We start from the raw sequence: 21,517 nt of genomic DNA on the forward strand, positions 1-21,517 counted from the left end.
GATGCATTATGGAAATATTCAAATCTATTTCATTTAGCTGCAGTTCACCTTTAATCCTGAGCCTGCTTATATCAGCAAATGTTAATGCGTCTGAACCTTTTAGCGCTTGTCCAACCGAAGCATTTGTCATTCAGAAGCAATCCAATACACCAAAGACCTTTGGCGTAAACCTAGCAACAGGTAGCTACGTTGTGTTGTCCAATGATATGGGCACAGGCAATGCTTTTAATGGTGTCGGCTTTAACTACCACGACAACTACATTTATGGCTGGGACTATTCAAACGCAACGCTTGGCCGGGCAGGCAACGACTATCAAATATCGGCTTTGACGGTAACAAAAGATGCATCTGCTGCAGCTGCAGGTAACTTTTATGTGGGTGATGTCGCTATTGCTGAAAACATTTGGTACGGCTACCGTAAGGGTAAGGGGTTATTTAAAATTCCACTCGATAACCCAGCAAGCTACAACATGACAATCGTTCCAGGCAGTAAAGAAAATGCCAATTACAACATAACAGATTTAGCCTTTCATCCCACCGATGGCCACATCTACTCTATCAGCAATGGCTCTGCCGGTAAGCTGCTCAGAATAGACGCTACAACCGGTGAAGCAACAGATTTAGGGACGGTTATCACCTCTAGCAGCAGTAATTTCATCTTTGGTGCACAGTTCTTTGATCCCGATGGCAACCTATATGTCAGTAACAACAGCAACGGTAATATCTATAAAGTTAATGTCAATGACGCTTCCCCAAGTGTTGTGCTATTTGCTTACGGACCGGCATCATCAAGTAATGACGGCGCAAGATGCGCTTTAGCTGAGGTCGTCGTTGGAGATTCAGTCGACTTTGGTGATGCACCGGATTCTTACGGCACCTTATTAGCATCAAACGGTGCTCGACATGCCATGAGCGACGACCTGTACCTTGGGGCGTCAGTTGATAATGAATCAGATGGCTATGTCTCGCCATTATCAGATGACGTCAATGATGGTTCAGATGATGAAGACGGTGTGGTAATGCCTACCGGCTTTGAGCTTGGTGAAACCGCGATTTTACTGGTGACCGCTACAGGCGGTGATGGCTACCTTAATGCATGGTTTGATTGGAACCAAAATGGCAGTTTTGACCTAGACGAACAGATCATTCTCGGTGAACCACTCGACAACGGGTTAAATAGCATCACTATTGAAGTCCCTAGCTGGGCAAAAGAGGGGCCAACTTGGTCACGCTTTCGTTTAAGTACTCAGCAAGATATTACTGCGACTGGGGGCGTTGGAGATGGCGAAGTTGAAGACTATGCCGTGACGTTGACTGAAACAGGCGTGACCATCAACTATTACCCTTCATCATCAACCTATACCACGCTTGCTTATGAGGATCTTTATCCTGACCAAGGTGACTTTGATATGAACGACGTGGTTGTGCAACTGCGTATTACCGAGTATGTCAAAAACAACAAGGTCAGACGTATTGGTTTTGATGCACAGTTAGCGGCAATGGGCGCAGCCTATCACAATGGTTTTGCTGTTCACCTCCCCGGTGTGAGTAGCAACAAAATCAAAGAATCTTCTATTAGTTGGACTATTGACGATATAGCCCAAGCAGAGTCACCGCTAGAGACAGGGCAAACTAACGCTGTATTTATCTTTACCCAAGATCTGTCCGATTTCGTGACACTTGAGCAAGGCTGCAAATATCTAAGAACCGAAACTGGTTGTGAAAGCGCCTTTAGAACAACATGGTCATTTGAGATCCCATTCGAAACCCCGGTATCAGAAAGCCTCATACCCGCTTTCCCCTATGACCCATTTATCTTTGCCACCCCGAACACCGATCATGGGTCAGCGGCAAAAAACGCCGTGGGCTCAAACCCAGGACGTCAATTGGAGATCCATCTGAAAAACCAAGCACCGACAGATAAGTTCTCCAGCAATTACTTTGGCTACAGAGAGGACGCTTCCAACCCAAGTGCCGGCCAGTACTTTCAAAATGAAAATGGTATGGCTTGGGCGATTGAAGTCCCGCTCGACTGGAAACATCCAAAAGAGAATGAACGCTTAGATAATGCCTATACCGAGTTTGTCGATTTTGCCGCCGACAGTAGCGGTGCCACCAACCCAACGTGGTATGAAAATGCTAACCAAGCACTTATCTTTAACGATTAAAGGAGAATGCCATGAAAACTCAAATTGAAAAATTCATCAATGTACCTTGTGGTCTTATCGCATTTTCATTATTGGCATTAACAGCCTGTGGTGGTGGAGGAGGAGACAGTGATGATACAAGCCCAACGCCAATACCAACGGTTACCGTGACACCTGATCCGGATCCAGAGCCAGATGCCGCGGCGGATCCAACCTCATTAGATGACCTCGTTGTCGATGCTGACAACGCTTTGCAATCATCTTACATGCTGAAAATCACTGTCGATATGAGCAGTCAAAGCAGAGGTTACTTCTCTCTATGTGACGACTACACAACGCAGGGTGGAGCGTACGCAGTGAACTTCGACTCCTGTTTATTCAGGGGGCCTTTAAATGAGGGGAAACTGAGTAAGGATTTAAAAATTGCCAATCATGAAAGCCAGTTAATCGCAGTCATCTGGTTTTATGAAGGTCAAAACCCACAGTATTTAGAGTGGAGCTTTATGACCGACAACGAAGAGCAAACATTAACAATGAACTAAACCCTACAGGCAACACTGGCCTTTTCAGCGAGGTGTTGGACAGCTTTATTTTGAATCTATTGACCTGGAATAATAGCAGCTTCATTAAAGCAAAAATGCCAGGTTATTAACCTGGCATCCTAATACTAAATTGGCTTATTTTTCATTCTCGATAAAGTCATCGGAAAAATCTGTTTCCCAATATTTATAACCCTGAACCGTCGCCTGGGCTGCAGCGCCCATTAAGTTAACTTGGTAAGTTTTTACACCTGAAACATCAACCGATTGGTTTGCCGATGCTTGCTCGCCACTATCTTCGTACTTTGCACTGGCCTCAGCCTGCGCTTGGCCTTCATAGCCAGACTCTTTGTAACGAGTCAAGGCATCTCTATCCATGAAAGCTTGAACAAAGGCCAGTTGCTTCCAACCAATGCCGGCACCAACGCCGCCGGTGGCAAATCGGTAATAAGAGTTTTTGCTTCCCTCATGCAGGACACAAATTCCACCACCCGTTGATAGTGCAAACAGATAGGTATTACTGCCGGTACAAACAACATAACCCACTGACTCAGCTACAGCTGACTTTGCTGCTGGATGCTCCTTATAGATCTCTTGCAATGCCGCTTGAGTCTCTTCCCGAGCATTCATCTTCTTCGAGTCGGGAGAATCACCCGTTGCGCAGCCTACCAGTAGCACTGGAACTAGCATTGCAGCAAACTTAAGCTTATTCAGTTGGAACATAGTTTTATCCTTTTGCTAAAACAACAGTGGGTACAGATCAGCACCCACTGATATAAAATGACATCCGCTAAAATCATTGGCTATATAAGCTATAGCACAAGAATCAAGCTATTGATTTGACTATATCCCCATCCTACTTGAAGGTGCTCGTTTCAGAGGCGTTGTGCTAGTTCAATTCTAGGCGCGTTAATGTAGAAATGGTTATTCCCTTTTAAGTTAGTGCAACAACGAAGTGGGCTTGCACAACGCCTTCGTTGATGGGTTTTAATGGGCTTTACTCTGTGTTACTGATTTTACCAAGGGAACGACCATTAGTGGCAATCAATGCCTTGATTAAAGCCCATTAAACTCCCACTGAATCCTGCACCTTCAGATAGGATGGGGATACATCATTATTTTGCTGAACCAATGTTGAATCACTTTTATCTAACATCGGTAATGTCACTACAGCAACAATGCTAAAACTCAATGAAAATATGGCTGGTAAAGCGATGTGAGGAAAGGAAAACCCTGTAGGCAGGGCTATTTGTGGTTAGAGCGAGTTTCTCTTCTTTAAAAACTTCCAATCTCTTGACTCTAAATAGAAAGAAGCAAATACCATATACACACCAACAAAGAAAAGCTGCAATATTCTAAGGTAAAAATTGACCGCTACATCTTTGTCTGTAGAAGATACTGTCGAGCCCACTACAACCAAGAGTGCAGATAAAATGCCCGCAAACAAAGGAGCCTTGGCGGGGTCGGCGTATATTTTTTGGCCGAAGATCAGCGCGGCAAGCATCGCCATACCTATGTAGAATGGCAGTTCCGGTACTATGGTTAAAAGGTTATAAAAAACAATCGCCAGCACGCCACCAATACCATTAGTGATCAGTAAAAACAGACTGACTTTAATGCTCTTTGCCCCTGCTGCCTGCAATGACAAAATCGCAATAAAGATCATGGTCAGTAACGCCCCAGAAATCTCCAAGAAGTAGAAAAAACAGATGACAGGAAATGCTAGGATCAGCGCTCGAAATGCTTCATGAGTTCGCTCATCATGACTTTGCTCGGCCCCAGCCAACAGCTCTCTCTCTGGAGAAAGGTCAGGCAGTAAAACGTGCAGTAACGCAAAGATGCTAACGGCAACCACCCCAGAAAAACTCAGTCCCACACCGACCATTAGTGATGCGCCTGGCTGCAATAGTCCCAAGTAAGGTAATAATAGCGTCGCAATGATAAGAATCGTCGCGAAGAAGTTCCATTTAGGGCTACTAAAGAGGTAATAGCCCCAAAGCATCATCATCGCCAATGAGGGCAGCAATACCAGAGGATATTGCGTTGGACCAAAACTCACCATCCAAGCAATGGCGATGGTACAAATCATCGAGATGAGTAGCTCGTAGACCGTTTGCACTGTCGGCTCTTGTCTATCAACTAAAAACTTGGCCACAAAAACTGGCACGATAAACGCGAGCGGCCAAGCCCAGAGAGAAGAGACTGCCACCGCAAGACCAATCCCTAAGGTAAACCTAAGGACTCTACGGGTATAAATCGCCTCATCAAGTACCTCCTTATTGGCAGCTATCAGCTCCTGCTCACGGATGCTATCTGACATATGAGAACCAACTGACGATTCGGATCCAAGCGCGGCCGAATAAGTTAATCAAAGCGCTGTCTTTAGCATAAACAATCACATCCGCTTGGCCACCAACGCGCCTGAGGCCAACCGCTTCCTCTTTTGATAATACGATGGTGACGGGGAATCGTTGTGATTGCCTCAGCCAACCCGTTTGACCTGAGATTTGTGCCAGCTTGCCTGTTTGCTCACTCTGTCCCCAATCAATACCGTAATCAATACTGCCAACAGTCGCTTTAAACACTTGCCCTGGCGCATAATCCAATGCGAATTCCACTTCATCACCAGCAGTAATATTACCCAAGCTATTTTCTCTAAAGTAGGCTTCAATCCAAACATCTTCCGAAGAGATGAAGGTCATTATTGGCTGCCCAGCATTAGCATATATTCCCTCTTTTAACCTAAAGTTAGAGGCGACCCCATCGGTGGGCGCTGTAATCGATGTACGTTGTAAATTGAGTTGTGCTTTTTCTAAGCCAAGCAGCGCCGATTGAATATTGGTATTATTTTCACCTTCTGAGCCTAAGCGCTCTTTCGCTTTCGCTAAGTCAGCCTTAGCACTAGCGACACCGGCCTCAGCTTTAGTTAATTCAGCGCGGGCATTATCGGCATCAGCTTGCGACATGACTTGCTTTTCCACCATGGAGAAAATTCGCTTTGACTGAACTTGCGCATTTTTATAATTCGCCACCGCGTTGGTGACCTTGGCTTGTGCCGCCGCAACGTTTGCCGTTTGCGCGCCGACATTTTGCCCCGCTTTTTTCAAAGATTGTTCAGCTTGTTTTAGTGCAATCTCATAATCGGTAGGGTCAATTTTTGCCAGTACATCGCCCGCCTGAATGAAAGTATTCGGTGTGGCTAAAATCTCTATAATTTCGCCTGAAACCTGAGGGCTAATGGGAACGACATAACCGCGGATACGGCCTAAATCCGTTGACGGAATAAAACGATCGGCAATCAAATGAAATACAAACAGAACGCTAACAATCATTAAGATGAGATTGGTGGCTTGGCGAATTTTATTGCTTTTTCTATCCGCTGCCGGACGACTTTCGGCCTGAGAGCTTTCGCTCGCTAATACTTGCTCTTCAGTCGTAGCCTTTGGTTCCGTCATATTCATCCCTATGCATAATCGGTATTAATGCGCCCAAAAAAGAGCAACTAACACGTGCTTATTTTTAACCAGTTTAGTGTTAAAAATGCATAAAACTCAAACTCTTTATTAAATAAACACACGATGACGCTTACAGGTTTGCAGGATGTACAGGCTAGGGGGAGTAGACTTGAAATAAAATGAGCGTTATCAACCTGGGAACTGCTTGGCCAATAACGCTCGAAACACTTAGAGATGATAGATATTTAGCACAATAATTATTGCGCCTTTTTTACGTCCTCAGCCATGCCTTTGGCTGGTAAAGCGCTTGGCTTAAAATCAACTACGGGCTGCTTTTTTAGCGCTTGCTGTAAGTAATCCATCGCCTTTTCAAGTTGGGCATCTTTGCCCATAAAGGTGGCATATGGCAGGTTGTCGACTTCGATATCAGGGCTCACGCCACGACCTTCGATGATCCAACTACCATCCATTGCATATTGCGGGTACTCGGCAACGCGCGCCATGCCTTTATCTGTTAACGAATTTCGCCCAGACAACCACACTCCAGCCCCTGTAGTCTGCTTGCCAATAAGTGGCGCAATACCTAGCGCTTTAACACCGGCAGAGAAAGTTTCACCATCTGAATATGTCAGTTGATCGGTTAACACGACTAACTGACCTTTAAAGGTTTGCTGCATGTTGCCTGAAGGGGTGCCGTGGGTTGGCGCCCAAAATGCCCATGTGCGTCTGAGTAGTTTTTCAATAATCCAGCTATCGATATTGCCACCTCGGTTACGGCGAACATCGATGATCAAGCCATCTTTGTCATAGTTGGCGTAGAACTCACGCGCAAAGCTAGCAATATCGCCACTGCCCATAGCGTAAAGATGTAAGTATCCAATTTTGCCGTCGCTAGCGTCATTGACGGTGCCACTGTTATGGGTCACCCAATCTTGATATCGCAATTTGGCGTTAGCGGATGCAGTAACGGGTTTAACTACTGTTTGGTGTGTTTTATTGCCACGCTTAAGCGATAACAGCACCTGCTTTGCGCTTTGATTACGAATAAGACGGGTAACATCGGCAATGTTGTTTAGTGTTTTACCATTGATAGCGAGGATAATATCGCCCACTTTGGCGTCTACACCCATCTGATTTAACGGCGCTGCGAGTGACGGTAACTCTGGATCGCCCTGGTAGATATGATCAATAACAACCCCCGCTTTAGTCTGTTCTAAACGGGCGCCTAAACTCGCCGATTTGGCCTTGTTAGGATCTTTGGAAAAATCACCACCGCGAACTTGAGAGTGCAGCGAGTTCAGCTCTCCCATCATCATCTTAAAGATATCGTTGAGCTCATGACGGTCCGTTAAACGGTCCACCAAAGGTTGGTACTTAAGTTTGGCTTGTTGCCAATCAACACCGCGCATTTTTTTGTCATAGAATGAGTCACGATGCATTAACCAGGCATCTTCAAATATTTGCTGCCACTCTGCTGTAGGCTGAATCGCCAGCTGCCAGTTTTGTGTCTGCACCTTGGCGTGAGCTAGCTCTTTTGGCAACTTGTCACCCGCATCAACAATCAACATCTCCTTACCTTGCTTTGATTGTTTACGCAGAAATAGCTTTTTACCGTCATCTGATAATGTGTATGAACCGATATCTTTAGCAAAGGTGTCGACCTTAGGGCTTAAGGCATCAAACTTAACCACTTTTAATGATGACTTTCGGCTAGCGACATCTCTGTTAAGCACATACAGCTTATCTTCAGCTAACTGCAGAGATGAGTAGTTTCCCGCAGGCACCGGCACTTGCCATAACCTTGCTGATAAACCCTCCCAATCAACCCGGGTTTCAACCTTGTCATCACTCTCTTTTTTAGGCGCGCTCAATAACTCATTGGGCTTTTGAAATGCAAAACGCGCCTCGTTATTAAGCGCAATAGCAAAAATCTGGGTGCGCTTATTAAACATCGGCCCTAAATTCCTATCCCCCCAAGGCGAACTCGGCGTAGACACAAATTTACGATTTGAAAGGAAGTAGAGCCAATCTCCGTCTTTACTAAAACTCGGTGAGAACGACTCATATTTATCGGTCGTGAGCGGCTGAGCCCTGTTCTTTTTCAGCGAATAAAGCACCACTTGGGTGCGGGCATGATCAATTTCGGCTTTGGTTAACGCGATAAACTTGCTGTCGCTAGACCAAACAATATCAGCATATGGACCTAAGCCTTCACCTTGGGTAATGACTTTTTTGTTGCTTGCCTTTTTTAAATCTAACAACCAAACATTGCCATCGTAATCATCATGGGCTAAATAACGCCCATCGGGTGATAAGTGCAGATCCATCCGCAGTGCTTTGCCGTTTTTAGTTAACTGTTTACGTTTATCGCGACCCGTCGCGTCAAACTGCCAGATCTCCTGCTCGCCGCTAATATCACTAATACCGTAAACCCACTTGCCGTCTTTACTCATCACCGCGTTACGTACTCGACTATCTCCTGGCAACGCTATTTCGACTAGCCTTTGACCATCGGTTGCCGCGACAGCAACATGGCTGCGAGCCGTGATAACCACTTTATCAGCTTGGGGCGTAAATCGAGTCGATGTGGCGTACTTCATTGGATCGGTAAGCCAATGTTCACGCTTATGGGCAAAATCAGAGGTGAGATCGATATCAACTGTAATCTCTTTATTGGCAGCGATATCAAATAGCTTAATATCGGCGCCCTGTTGGAATACGATGCGACCTTCATTGAGTTTCGCGCTTCTTACCTGCCACTCTTTATAATGCGAATGCTGCTGCAGATCTTTGCCATCGACAGTCATAGACCAGATATTGTCGTTACCATCGCTATCGCTGATGAAATACAAGCGAGACTGCCACAGCATAGGCTGCCTAAGCGAACCATCATGTGTTGTCGCCAGTTGCTCAGCTTCTTGTTTAGCCGCTAATTTGAAACGCCATAGCTCTCCTTTAGCGCCGCCACGATAAACTTTGGCATTGTCGCCTGTAGTTTGCAGGCCAAAACGGGTGAAGTACACATACTCATTTTGCTCGTCAATGACACCTTCTATCGCATCCGCGAGCGGTAAATCAGTGGTCACTAGGCTCGTTGGCTCAACGGTGCGCAATACCCAATAATTAGCGGGGCCAAACGCGTTATCAGTGGCATAGAGCACTTTTCCGTCGCTAGTCCAGCCTTGCACTCTGACTCGAGAATTTTCAAAACTCACTCGCTTTGCTTGTCCGCCATCAATATTAATTACGTAGACTTCAGATGAACCTTCGTAATTTGCAACATACGCAACAGACTTGCCATCGGGTGAAATTGTCGCGCCTAACTCTTCGGCAGGTAAACTGGTTAAGCGTCTCGCCTTTGACTCAGCAAGATCTTTAATCCACAGATCACCCTCTGCAGTAAACACTAAGGTTTGCTGATTTAATGCAGGCGAACGAAAGTACCCAGCTTTATCGGTAGAATCAGAGGCAAACGTAGGGGCGGTACTGATGATGCCAAGGGCTAACATGCAACAGGCAAGTGAGTGACGCAGTTTCATCGATGAGGCCATCCTATTGTTATTTTTGTTAAATGAAAACAGTGCAAGCCAATCAAAATAGCAAATTTTCAGCTACGCATCAGCAAAATAGCCGCAAAGAATTATTAGCAAATGTGTTTCACTGATATGTGGATACTATTGGGATTAGTTTAATGGCTGAGGACGGCTAAATGCCTACTTACAAAAGCAGGCATTTTATCCTTGGTATTAGTTAGCGCCGCGTTCTTTACGCAACGTTTCGAGTTGCGCCATTAATTCATTGAAACGTTGACGAAGCTGAGTATTGGTCGACAGAATCGGGCCATGATCATTTTTTATTTGCTGTAACTGACGCTCGGCCTGGGCATAATCATCGTGATTTATAAATGCTGAGACCTTATCTAGCTTAGTCAGCACCTGCTGCTCCACTGACATGACAACTTTATCATCACTAAAGCCATCCGTCTGTTGCTTTAGGACAGTGCTCATTGGCGTACCATCAGCAGGCATTTCATTATCTAGCCCTTTTTCCGGGGATGCCGACCTCATCATTGCAGGTGCAGGGCTATCTTGCGGGGTCATCATTAATGTTGGCATTGCTTCATCAATCAAATTCCCCGTCTCTATTGGTGGGTTAATGACAAATAGCGTGACTACCATTAGCACTGAAGCGGCGGATGATAAAGGCCAGCGATGCTTGCGCCAAAACGATTGGCTTTGCAATTTAGGCTTTGCGTTTGCAACGGCCAAATTTAAGATCCTTTGATCGAGTGCTTGAGGAGGCTGCTCTTGCTCTATATGTTGATAAAGGGCGTGCACCTCTTTACGAATACTCTCATCACTGTCTTTAATCATACTCCACCTCCTGCCACTTTAAATCGACACAGGCTTTCAGGCCTTTTTGCGCATAGCGGAGTCGACTCTTAGTGGCTTCAAGCGTGGCGCCAGCAATGTCGGCAATAGTAGCCGCAGTAAAACCCATCTCAATGTTGAGTAGAAATGCTTCTTTCTGTACCTGAGGCAATTCTTGCACGCAGTTTTTTAGCAGCAGAGCTTTCTTCTGTAGTTGCAGCTGTTGCTCTGGTGTTTCGCTTGCACTGGCCACCATTGCGTCAGGTTGTTGCTCAGGCTCATAGACTTCACTAAAACTACTCTCTGGCTTTTTGGCGCGGACATGATCAATGATGAGGTTATGCGCAATACGATATAACCAGGTGGTAAATTTAGCTTTAGCCTCATAGGCCGAGGCCGCCTTAATAACTCGACTCCAGGTTTCTTGGTAAAGATCTTCTGCCAGCTGGTTGTCATAAATCTGTCGCATAAAATAGCGATATAACGGCGCCTTGTGTTTGTTGTAGAGCAACTCAAAGGCACCGGTATTGCCGCCTGCATATTGCAACATTAGTGCTCGATCAGGGTCTGCATCTATAGGTTGTTCAATTGTGAGAGTGGGCTCTAACACACCAAGGTCCTTAGCGAAAATCTTATAGATTAAGTCTGCATCGGCGTTGGGGATTTGTCTATAGCACTAAGATGTAAATAGGCTTTAACAGGCATAAAAAACCGCAGTACTATGACTGCGGTTTTAATATTTAGATCACGTTACTGGGCAAGTTTTACTTGTAGCGCTGCATCTTTAGCTTGAACAGCTTCAGCTGACTTTGCACGCTCTTCTTTAACGGCGACAGCCATTGCATCATCAGCTACTGCTAACATTTGCGCGGCGAGGTAACCCGCATTTTTTGCGCCAGCACTGCCGATGGCTACTGTGGCAACGGGAACACCACCTGGCATCATTACTGTTGATAATAGTGCGTCATGGCCTTGTAATGGGCCACAATCAATTGGAACGCCAATCACTGGGCGAGTGGTGATACCAGCAACGGCGCCAGCCAAATGTGCTGCAAGACCTGCTGCACAAATAAATACTTTACAACCACGTGCTTCAGCGTCAGTCACATAAGCGTGAGTAGCTGCAGGAGTACGGTGGGCCGATGTGACTTTAGCTTCAAAGGTAATGTTGAAAGTCTTTAGTACATCTAGGGTAGATTGCATTGTAGGCAGGTCAGAATCAGACCCCATTAATACTGCAACAAATGGTTTGCTCATTTTAAGTCCTTCAGTAGGGCGGTACATTATTATATTTGCGCGCATTATAATGAAAATAAGCGCAAAGAGTAAACAGGCTTCCCCCAAAGCCAATACAGCAATTATCCCTAAGCTTTGATTTGACTGCAAATAACTTATTTGTATAACAAATTATTACCACAGTAAAAGCACCTTTGATTGAGCATTAGCAGCTAGCTAATGCTACAGGGTTATTGATTTTCCGCTCATAAAGCAAGCTTGAGTTGTATCTATCTGTAGAGGAGGCAAGCCTATTACGCAGCAAATAAGTCAATCAAACGCTTTATGCTTATATTTCCTTAATCGCTGCAAATATTACTACTATTCAATCGAGCTAATTTGTTAAACTTGGCCTATACGGTACTAACAAACATTTTGATTATGGATGCAGCAAACAAATGGTTTGAACAAATAGGATAGGATATTCATGTTGCCCATCAAAGATAGTTTGAAAAAGAAGAAAATTGACTCATTGGATTTTAAGACACATTTAGTTCTACTAGGCGTGCCTTTACTATTGCTTTTTATCTGCTGGGCGATTTTTTCTAGTATTACCACTAATCCAAACTCTGTCGCAAACCTTATCCTAATAGGCATTATTTATTTATTCGGTTACAGCCTAAATTACTATTTCCATCAAGGCAGGCTCACTCGGCTTTGGGAACACCTACAGCGAGTAGTTCATGTCAATGAGACCACCTTTGAGTTGGTTAATATTGCTAGCCAATATCGAGATGAAACGGCTTTTCTCAACGCCTTACTCAATAAGGCCGTCAGTAGTATTGATGGCGCCGAAATGGGCAGCATCATTCGGGTTGAACCTGATTCTGGCTGCTTATCATTTGAATCTGCTGTGGGCATTGATATCAACAAGCTCAAGCAGCTAAATATCAATTTGGAGCAATCTTTCGAATATCGGATAACAAAAGGTAAGTGTGACACCGTGGTGGTGATTGACGACATGGAAGCCATAAATGCCAACAGTTCATTAAGTTCTTCAGACCAAGAGATATTGCTTCAGGCACCATCAACAGCGATACGTTCAACGCTATCAAGCCCTATTCATATCGATGGTAAGCTTTACGCCATGCTCAATTTAGACAGCGGTAAGGTAAAGGCCTTCAGCCATTATGATAGGAATCTTGTCGCGATATTGACCCATGAGGCAGCTAATGCGATATCCCTTTATCAAAAAACACATGAAATTAGTACACTCGCAAACTTTGACAGCCTAACCGGTTTATATAATCGCCAGCGTTTTGAAGCACTTGTTAAGGAGTGGAGCTTAAAGCCACACTTAGGCAGTTATCTGGTATTGATTGATTTAGACAATCTAAAAACAATCAATGATCAACAGGGACATCAAGCTGGTGATGCTGCATTACAAAAGCTCAGCGCGTTACTAAAAGCACAATGGCACGATAAGCAGTTAGTCGCTCGTTACGGCGGCGATGAATTTATCGCCCTTTGTCATGGTCCTTTAGAGCGGATTAACGACGAGATAAGCACGATTGAAAAGGCGCTCGTTGTACAAGGTTTAGTCGCGTTTAGTTATGGTATTGAGCAATATAACGGCCAGTGGAATGAAACATTCAAAGCCGTAGATGCAGCAATGTATCGTAATAAACGTGGTAAATTTAATTAAACACAAACCCGTTTAAGTATTTTATCAAGCACATCCTTAAGCTCTTCGATAAATTCACTCACACTATTGGTGATCTGGGCTAGTTCATCTTTATTTCGATCAATTAACCGCTCCTTTGGTGCCTCTTCAGTACTCACCACTAATGCTAAATAGTGACCAAGTTTTGCTAGGCGCTCGATTAACAGTTTGTGATCAACATATAAAGCAACCCACTTGAGTTACTGCCGTACCAAGAAGTAGCGATACAAGGGTTACGGGTCTATTTTAAAAGAATCAATTTATGCAGGACTGATTAATCTAGCCAAAAAACAAGCGCCACAACCAAGACGAATCGAGATCCTCTTGACACTGTCTGTACTGCCCAGCATAGCGTTTCGAACGAGCATCCACTTTTTTAGCGACTTTAACTAACCAGGCTTTTCGGTTATAGGTTTTACGTTTATAACCACCCCAGCCTTCATGATAATTTAGGTATTGATTACGTGCGTCCCACTTAGATACGCCGTTAATTTTATGGGTTTTGTAAATAAACCACCCCATAAAATCCATAGCATCATCAAAATCACTACGGCTTGACCAAGAGTTACCTGTCTCTCTTACATAATCATCCCAAGTCATGGTTTTAGCCTGGGCATAACCATAGGCGTCACTGGCGCGACCCGTTGGAATAAACCCTAAAAAATACTGCATTGGTGGCGCGGCGTTATGCTTAAAAGAGCTTTCTTGATACATCATTGCCAACGGAACATGAACAGGTACGCCCCACTTTTCTCTAGTATTTTTAGCAGCGCTATACCATGAACGGTTCTCTTGAAATATCGAACATAGATTTTCGGGATCTTTTGGAGGAGGAGTTGCGCAACCCGTTAACAGTGTTGCCAAGATAACAGTCGCAAGTAGTGCAGGCCATTTCATAAAAATTGATACCAACGGACAATAATAGCAAAGCACTAGTGTCACATTGATAGCCACAATATGCAATTGTGGTTTGCTTAAAAGGTGTTGTAAATCAATCAGTGGTATAGGTTATTCTAACCACTACCTCGGTGCGGGAAACTCACATTCAAAGGGCTCTTGTTGCCATACTTCCGGTTGCCAAAAACCGCTATCTTTACCTCTATAGACTCTGCCCTCATTAAACTTGGCGGCTAAGTGGTAACGAGTATTGGCCTCTACCAGCACGACTAACTCCTTTGGAGTACGAGATGCCAGCGACACTTTTAAGTCAGGAGAGTCTATCAACTCTGCCAGCGTAAAGCGGTGTACGCCAATGCTAAGGCGATAATTGGGTTGAGAAATAACAGGTTTTCCATCGAGATGGGTAACCACGGCGCGATAGAACCCAAGCTCTGGCTCTGGAGCTAAAAAGCTTGAGACCGTGCCGCATTGATGACTGCTATCGAGCTGCGTTGCGCAGCCTGATAGCAGAGATAACAACAGCAATGAACAGGCGCTAAAGAGTTTCAAAGATTAATGCTCGAAGTAATCGCTAAGGAACTGATCAAAGTCCACTTCGTCGATAGCTTCACTCGTCGCCTGCTTTTCTAAGGACGTTTTAGCCTCTAGCTGATAGCGTGCAAGCACAGAGTCACTAATAGGGAAGTCTTTAAGCTCTTGAAGATATTGCTGTGCAAGTTGCTTCACCCATTGACTGTGATCCACTTGCTCCTCTTTAAGTTTACTCATGATCCGGCCCGACAAGGTCTCTCCAGGATTAACGACCGCTTTATGCCAGTGTGTCAACGCCTGTTGATATTCACCATCATCACCTTCATCAAGCAGTTCAGCGATTGCAGCTAGACTCTCAAACAGCGTATCAAGCCACTGTGAAAGGCCTATGTCTGCGCCATTTTGGCTCAATTGCAAACCAGGCTTACGTCCCTCAAGGACGACCGCTTGTAAGTTCGCCGCGATTTCGGCTTCTTCCCTTGAATCACTGCTGTTTGATGGCTGCAGTAAACAATTAAGCAGGAACATATCTAAGAAACGAATCTGTGACTTCTCGATACCAACCGCACTGTAAGGGTTAACATCAAGCGCTCTGACTTCGATATATTCAACCCCTGCCCGCGCTAATGATTCAGAAGGTTTCTCATTTCCCTTAGCGACGCGTTTCGCACGAATAGGGGAATAAAATTCATTTTCAATCTGCAGAACATTGGCGTTTAATTGCCGATACTCGCCATCAACTTTAACGCCAATGGTAGCAAAGTTCGCCGATGGCATATTGATAGCAGCATTCATGCCATCAAGATAAGAAGATAGACTGTTATAGCTAATATCAAGATTGTCTTGCTCTTGATTGGTATAGCCTAAGTCACTCATCCGCAGTGACGTGGCGTAGGGTAAGTAAAGCGTGCCCTTGCCCATTTTTTCAAAGGGTAGCGTCGTCTTTTGATCTTTAATAAACGAGCCGCATAATGCCGGTGAAGCACCAAATAGATAGGGTAATACCCATACCAAGCGTCGATAATTACGAATAAGACCAAAGTAAGATTCTGAGATAAACGATTCTTTAGTTAGCGCTTTATCCGATAATTCGTAAAGCCGCGACCAAAGGTCATCTGACACTGAAAAGTTAAAGTGCACACCGGAGATAATCTGCATTTGTGCGCCATATCGATAGGTTAATCCTTTACGATATAAGCGTTTCATTTTGCCATTATTTGAACTGCCATACTCGGCAATTGGGATGTCGGCAACATCACCCACATAACAAGGCATACTGACCGGCCACAATTGTTGGCCGTTTAAATTTCGCACGCTATAGGCATGCGTGTAGGTTAAATCTTCAACCAATTCATCAATGTTTTCAAAAACAGGGGTAATAAACTCAAGCAGGGATTCACTATAATCGGTGGTGATCCGCGAATGCATTAAGGCGGAGCCTAATGCTTCGGGGTGACTATCCATTGCTAAGTGACCTGTTTTTTCAATTCTCAGCGCTTCACGCTCAATGCCTCGCTGCATTGATCTTAGCGCTTGACGACTTGTCGGATCCGACAGGTCCCCTACTAATTCATTGAATGATTTCAATATATTATTCTCTAGTACGTGACTTTAACCCAAAGCTCATGACAGTCAGACCTGCTTTAGCTGACTAAACTTTCAAGTCATAGCAAAAATAGCCTTTATGTCACTGTCATGACAATTATAGATGAGGTGATCCCATCACTGGGACTACCTCACCTATATAGGGTCTCCCCGCTTACTTTACAACTGCAAAACCTCAATTGGATAACCAAGTGTTGATAATTCAGACTCTATCTTGGCACGGTCACCGACAACAAGGATTAACATATCGTCGATTTTCAACTGGCTTTTAGCCAATGAATTCAACTCATCCAGTGTGACATTATTAGTGATTTCAGTTTGCTGCTCGTTGTAATTATCATCCAAATTATAACGTTGAATATTACGCATCAAACCCGCTTTTTGGTAAGGTGTTTCGTATTTTAGTGCTTTAGACTGTGAGATAGAGTTTTGCATAAAGGCAAGCTCATCCTCCGTCATCCCCGTCGCTTGGAATCCATTAATCTCTTTAATAAATTCCACTAACGCTGCAGTTGTCACATCGCTACGCACGCTGGCTGTTGCCTGATAGAACCCCTGCTCAGGGCCTCCAGAGAAGAAGCTTCTGGCGCCGTACGTATATCCCTTGTCTTCGCGAAGATTGAGGTTAATACGGCTATTAAATGCGCCGCCCAACGGGTAGTTCATCAAGTATGATTTGAAAAACGTTCCCGTTGCATCGTAAGGCAGTGCGCGTTTACCAATCTTTATGACTGACTGTGCCGCTTCTGGCTTATCGACAATGTAGATTTTCCCCCCTGAAAACTCAGGAAGTGCTGCCAGTTGAGGAAATGCTGTTTTAGCCCCAGTCCAACGGTTTAACCCAGAAAGTTTGGACAGCATTTGCGCTTCGTTTAGATTACCGACCGCCACTATTTGTGCATTACCCGCGGTATATTGACGCTTATAGAAGGCTTTAACATCATCTAAGGTTATTGCGGTTACTGATGCGATTGAACCACCACTACTAACACCAAACGGGCTTTGTTCGCCATATAACAATGTACCAAACGCTCGCGAAGCCAAATAGTTTGGCTCAGTCAACTGTCGCTGCAAATTCTGTAACACCTGCTGCTTGACGCGGTCGAAATCAGTTTGTTTGAAAGCAGGTTCGAACAGTTTCTCTTGGACAATTTTCATTGTCGCATCGAAATTTTCTGTTAACGATGAAACCTTCAATCGACTTTGATAGCCACTAGCACCAAAGCTGATACTACTGCCAAGCATCTCTAACGCCTGGGTTAGCTCCTCTGAACTACGCTTGAGGCTTGACTCATTCATCATTGAGGCTGTTATAGACGCTAGACCAGCTTGCTCAACATCAAGTACACGATGACCACCATTGAGATAGACAACCACTTCAACGGTAGGTGTCTCGTTGGTTTCAGTCCCTATGACTTCAATACTATTAGCCAATTTACCCTGCCATAGCGTAGGAACCTTCAATTCTGGCGCAGCACCTACTGGTGGCACTATATTGCGATCAAACGCTGAGCTGATTTGCGGTTTTAGCTGCAGTTCTTGAACAGCTACGGCGGCTATTATTTCTGTTGGTGCGACGAAGTTATCGGCCTTAGCAATCAGCTGTTTTTGCCCCTGAGGTACAACACTCATCACCACCATAGGCTTATCTTTAATGTATTTATTAAAGACTCGCATAACATCTTCTTTGGTGACATTGGCATAACGCGCTAAGTCAGACCCTATCATATTAGGGTTGCCAGAAAACGTTTCGTTAAATGCAAGGCTAGAGACTTTGACTTGTACGCTTTGCAAGCCAAAAATGGTTCCAGCTTCAAAGTTTACTTTCACTTTTTCTAGATCGTCATCGGTTACACCGCGTTGCTCAAACTCGGTTACCGAGTCACGCATGATCTTTTCTAGATCAGCGAGCGTGCCGCCTTGGGCCGGATTTGCTAATGCGTACATTGAAAACTGACAAGCCAACTCTTGGCATGGATGACTCACACCCGCTTGAACGGCATAGCCGTCTTTAACTAGGTTTTTATAAAAGATGGAGGTTTTGCCACCGCCTAAGATATTAGACAATAGATCCAACGCTGGCTCATCTTCGTGGCGAGCATAAACCGTTGGCATGGCCATTTTAATCAAGGGCAGATGCACTCGGTCTTCCATAGACAGATAACGAGTCTCATCCAGAGTCACTAACTCTTTTAGCGGTGCTTTAACTTCAGGGCCCGTAGGAATTTCGCCAAAATACTTGTTAACCCAAGCTAACGTCTGGATCTCGTCAAAGTCGCCGCCGATCGTTAATGTGGCGTTATTTGGCCCATACCAACGCTGGAAAAAGTGCTTCACGTCTTCAACATTGGCACGGTCTAAGTCTTCTGGCCAACCGATAACAGGCCATGAGTAGGGGTGATCTTTAGGATAAAATGCTTGATCGAAGCGCTCTCCCATTCGACCATAAGGACGGTTATCGATACGTTGTGCACGCTCGTTTTTAACCGTCTCACGTTGCACTTCAAATTTTTCTGCTGTTAAGGCAGGTAGGAAAAAGCCCATGCGATCTGATTCTAACCACAGCATTTTTTCTAACTGATTATTGGGGACTGTTTCAAAATAATTGGTTCTATCGGTATTGGTTGTACCATTAAGGTTACCACCAGCTTCAGTGACCATTTTGAAATGTTGTTCGTCAGCAACATGCTGCGAACCTTGGAACATCATGTGCTCAAACAAGTGCGCAAAGCCTGAACGCCCGACGAGTTCGCGCCCTGAACCCACATGATAAGTCACATCAACATGGACTAACGGATCAGAGTGGTCTTCATGCAAGATAACCGTTAAGCCGTTGGCTAATTGATATTTACGATAGGGAATACCAACATCCTGTCCTGAAAAACTTACCGACTCGAGTAAGGTCACTCCTGCGGGTAACGTTGTTTCAGCCTGTTGTTGACCGGCACATCCAAATAACGCTGCACTAACTGCAGCGGCTAACATCCATTTTTTCAATTGTTATCTCCTTCGCCTGAATGCGATATAGTTTTACATCTAATCCGTAAGCTATGCTTGGCACTAGTATTACCTACTCAGCTCGAAACAACCAGTAAGTCATAATCTGTTAAACACACCAACCATGTAAAAACAATTAACGACTTTTACTAACAAAATAATGCCAACATCTAGTCACAACCGAGCACCTACACTGGCTCTAACTTTGAATCTATTATGTTTTTTAGATTTTGCTTAGCCGAATACGGCTATGTTATTCAAACGTTAACTGTTAATATAATTAAAACAAACTTTCATATGACAATAAGTTATAACTAAATCGGTTTGTGATGCAAGGCGCTCTATCTATAGAATGTCGATGATTGGGTAACCTTCACAGCATTGAAGTGTTAGTTTCCGAGCAGACTACTGCAAAAAATAAGTGACACCCTGTCGCTTATTACGAATGAAATAACAATAATATATTTGGAATATTGATAATGTGGCAAGTAATTAAGAACATCCCTTTTTGGCAGAAGGTATTAGCCGCCTTTATACTTGGTGCCACGGTTGGTGTCATTTTTGGTGAATCGGCGACGGTATTAAAACCTTTAGGCGACCTCTTTATCAGCGCCATTAAAATGCTGGTCGCACCGCTTATTTTCTGCGCCATCGTTGTGAGCATTACCTCCTTAGGCTCAGAAGCAAACTTGAAGCGATTGAGTTTTAAGACGTTAGGCATGTTTATGTTTACCGGCACTATAGCTTCGCTTATCGGCTTAACCGTCGGCTCGCTGATTGATATGGGCGGCTCGATGGAACTTGTTGCCACCGAAGTTAACGAGCGTCATGTGCCGGGTTTTGCCCAGGTACTACTAGACATGGTTCCTGTTAACCCATTTGCCTCATTGGCCGAAGGTAAAGTACTGCAGATAATTGTATTTGCAGCATTAATTGGCATCGCCATCAATAAGGTAGGCGAAAAAGCAGCCCCGTTAAAAAGAACCATTGAAGCGGGCGCCGAAGTGATGTTCCAACTGACGCGTATGGTTTTACAACTAACGCCTATTGGCGTCTTTGGCCTAATGGCATGGGTTGTTGGCGAGTACGGTTTATCAATGCTATTGCCTTTAGGTAAGTTCATTGGTGCTATCTACCTTGCCGCATTAATCCACATTATCTTCGTCTATGGCGGTTTAGTTAAATTTGCCGCAAAACTTAGCCCACTGCAATTTTTCCGCAAGGCGATGCCTGCACAGCTTGTTGCATTTACGACAGCATCGAGTTTTGGCACCTTGCCAGCGAGCACCCGCAGCGCGGAGTCAATGGGTGTATCAAAACGCTATAGCTCTTTTGTACTGCCTTTAGGTGCGACGATGAACATGGATGGTTGTGGTGGAATATACCCCGCAATTGCCGCTATTTTCATCGCGCAAATTTATGGTATTCCCCTCGATATGACTGATTACATGTTGATTGCCGTTACCGCAACAGTGGCATCCGTTGGCACCGCAGGAGTACCCGGCAGTGCAATGGTCATGCTGACTGTGACTTTAGGTGTTGTAGGCCTGCCACTAGAAGGTATTGCATTTATTGCCGCGATTGACCGTATCATCGATATGATCCGTACTGCGACCAATGTTACCGGTGATATGATGACCGCCGTTGTTATTGGCAAATCTGAAGGCCAGCTGGATCAACAGCAGTTTTATGCTGAAGACAGCGCTAAAACCGCTGCCGTTGCTAATTAGTAAGATTTGCATTAATGAAAAGGCCGCAATTGCGGCCTTTTTCATTTATACTTTAAAATCATATCGCTAAGTGATTAATATCAAGGGTGTTAAGTATGGCTAAGCTGTTTATTTTTCCACTGCTATTGTCTCTCGCATGGGCACTATTTCTTAACTTCAACGGTGTGCCGCTAAAGCAGGGGAAGAAAGGGTTTATCTATATAATCGGCATTAGTTTAACCATCATTTTGGCTTTAGGTTTTATGCTTTGGCTTACCGCAGGTCAAAATATTCGTAGTTGGTAAATCTGCCAGCAACACAAGTTC

General features: G+C 44.5%; 17 protein-coding genes. 5 read left to right on the forward strand and 12 right to left on the reverse strand.

Annotation, left to right across the window (positions count from 1 at the left end; genetic code table 11):
• The first annotated feature begins 8 nt into the window (after positions 1-8).
• Both L2755_RS03690 and L2755_RS03695 read left to right on the forward strand, forming a co-directional pair.
• Positions 9-2,168 (forward strand): LruC domain-containing protein, encoded by a 2,160-nt coding sequence (locus tag L2755_RS03690; protein ID WP_248979405.1) that lies wholly within the window; start codon positions 9-11, stop codon positions 2,166-2,168.
• An 11-nt stretch (positions 2,169-2,179) separates the two neighbouring features.
• On the forward strand, positions 2,180-2,689 hold the full coding sequence (locus L2755_RS03695) for a hypothetical protein (RefSeq protein WP_248979406.1): 510 nt from the start codon (positions 2,180-2,182) through the stop codon (positions 2,687-2,689).
• Between the two features lie 135 nt (positions 2,690-2,824).
• Here the strand turns inward: L2755_RS03695 and L2755_RS03700 are convergent, their stop codons facing one another.
• The 7 genes from L2755_RS03700 to purE form a co-directional block, all read right to left on the reverse strand.
• Positions 2,825-3,409 carry a lipid-binding SYLF domain-containing protein gene (locus tag L2755_RS03700; protein WP_248979407.1) on the reverse strand — a complete coding sequence of 195 codons (585 nt, stop codon included), beginning with the start codon at positions 3,407-3,409 and terminating at the stop codon, positions 2,825-2,827.
• Between the two features lie 532 nt (positions 3,410-3,941).
• Positions 3,942-5,006: a DUF2955 domain-containing protein gene (locus tag L2755_RS03705; RefSeq protein WP_248979408.1), complete on the reverse strand. Its 1,065-nt coding sequence runs from the start codon at positions 5,004-5,006 to the stop codon at positions 3,942-3,944.
• The gene (locus L2755_RS03710; protein ID WP_248979409.1) at positions 4,996-6,141 is read right to left on the reverse strand and encodes an HlyD family secretion protein; all 1,146 of its coding nucleotides are present in this window, start codon (positions 6,139-6,141) and stop codon (positions 4,996-4,998) included. The genes L2755_RS03705 and L2755_RS03710 overlap by 11 nt, the downstream gene beginning before the upstream one ends.
• A gap of 257 nt (positions 6,142-6,398) precedes the next feature.
• Positions 6,399-9,680: a S41 family peptidase gene (locus L2755_RS03715; protein ID WP_248979410.1), complete on the reverse strand. Its 3,282-nt coding sequence runs from the start codon at positions 9,678-9,680 to the stop codon at positions 6,399-6,401.
• A gap of 207 nt (positions 9,681-9,887) precedes the next feature.
• Positions 9,888-10,514, reverse strand: coding sequence for a hypothetical protein (locus L2755_RS03720; RefSeq protein ID WP_248979411.1), 627 nt, complete (start codon positions 10,512-10,514; stop codon positions 9,888-9,890).
• Entirely contained in the window at positions 10,507-11,061 is a 555-nt protein-coding gene (locus L2755_RS03725) for a sigma-70 family RNA polymerase sigma factor (RefSeq protein ID WP_248979484.1), read from the reverse strand. The genes L2755_RS03720 and L2755_RS03725 overlap by 8 nt, the downstream gene beginning before the upstream one ends.
• Before the next feature lie 200 nt (positions 11,062-11,261).
• Positions 11,262-11,768, reverse strand: a complete 507-nt coding sequence (purE, locus tag L2755_RS03730) for a 5-(carboxyamino)imidazole ribonucleotide mutase (protein ID WP_248979412.1) — start codon at positions 11,766-11,768, stop codon at positions 11,262-11,264.
• A gap of 448 nt (positions 11,769-12,216) precedes the next feature.
• Between purE and L2755_RS03735 the strand changes: the two genes are divergently transcribed.
• Positions 12,217-13,431 (forward strand): diguanylate cyclase domain-containing protein, encoded by a 1,215-nt coding sequence (locus L2755_RS03735; RefSeq protein WP_248979485.1) that lies wholly within the window; start codon positions 12,217-12,219, stop codon positions 13,429-13,431.
• Here L2755_RS03735 and L2755_RS03740 read toward each other — a convergent pair.
• From L2755_RS03740 to L2755_RS03760, 5 genes are all read right to left on the reverse strand, one after another.
• Complete coding sequence (locus L2755_RS03740; protein ID WP_248979413.1) at positions 13,428-13,568, reverse strand: hypothetical protein; 141 nt, start codon at positions 13,566-13,568, stop codon at positions 13,428-13,430. The genes L2755_RS03735 and L2755_RS03740 overlap by 4 nt on opposite strands.
• A gap of 160 nt (positions 13,569-13,728) precedes the next feature.
• On the reverse strand, positions 13,729-14,346 hold the full coding sequence (locus tag L2755_RS03745) for a transglycosylase SLT domain-containing protein (RefSeq protein WP_248979414.1): 618 nt from the start codon (positions 14,344-14,346) through the stop codon (positions 13,729-13,731).
• 123 nt (positions 14,347-14,469) lie between these two features.
• Complete coding sequence (locus tag L2755_RS03750; protein ID WP_248979415.1) at positions 14,470-14,898, reverse strand: hypothetical protein; 429 nt, start codon at positions 14,896-14,898, stop codon at positions 14,470-14,472.
• A gap of 3 nt (positions 14,899-14,901) precedes the next feature.
• Positions 14,902-16,467, reverse strand: coding sequence for a glutamate--cysteine ligase (gene gshA, locus L2755_RS03755; protein WP_248979416.1), 1,566 nt, complete (start codon positions 16,465-16,467; stop codon positions 14,902-14,904).
• Between the two features lie 177 nt (positions 16,468-16,644).
• Positions 16,645-19,482 (reverse strand): M16 family metallopeptidase, encoded by a 2,838-nt coding sequence (locus L2755_RS03760; RefSeq protein WP_248979417.1) that lies wholly within the window; start codon positions 19,480-19,482, stop codon positions 16,645-16,647.
• A gap of 479 nt (positions 19,483-19,961) precedes the next feature.
• On the opposite strand from L2755_RS03760, the gene L2755_RS03765 reads away from it, so the two are divergent.
• Both L2755_RS03765 and L2755_RS03770 read left to right on the forward strand, forming a co-directional pair.
• Entirely contained in the window at positions 19,962-21,212 is a 1,251-nt protein-coding gene (locus L2755_RS03765; protein ID WP_283102713.1) for a dicarboxylate/amino acid:cation symporter, read from the forward strand.
• A gap of 95 nt (positions 21,213-21,307) precedes the next feature.
• Positions 21,308-21,496: a hypothetical protein gene (locus L2755_RS03770; protein WP_248979418.1), complete on the forward strand. Its 189-nt coding sequence runs from the start codon at positions 21,308-21,310 to the stop codon at positions 21,494-21,496.
• The last annotated feature ends 21 nt before the right edge of the window (positions 21,497-21,517 follow it).

It is taken from the genome of Shewanella abyssi (assembly GCF_023284025.1).
In the GTDB taxonomy this organism is placed as follows: Bacteria; Pseudomonadota; Gammaproteobacteria; order Enterobacterales; family Shewanellaceae; genus Shewanella; species Shewanella abyssi.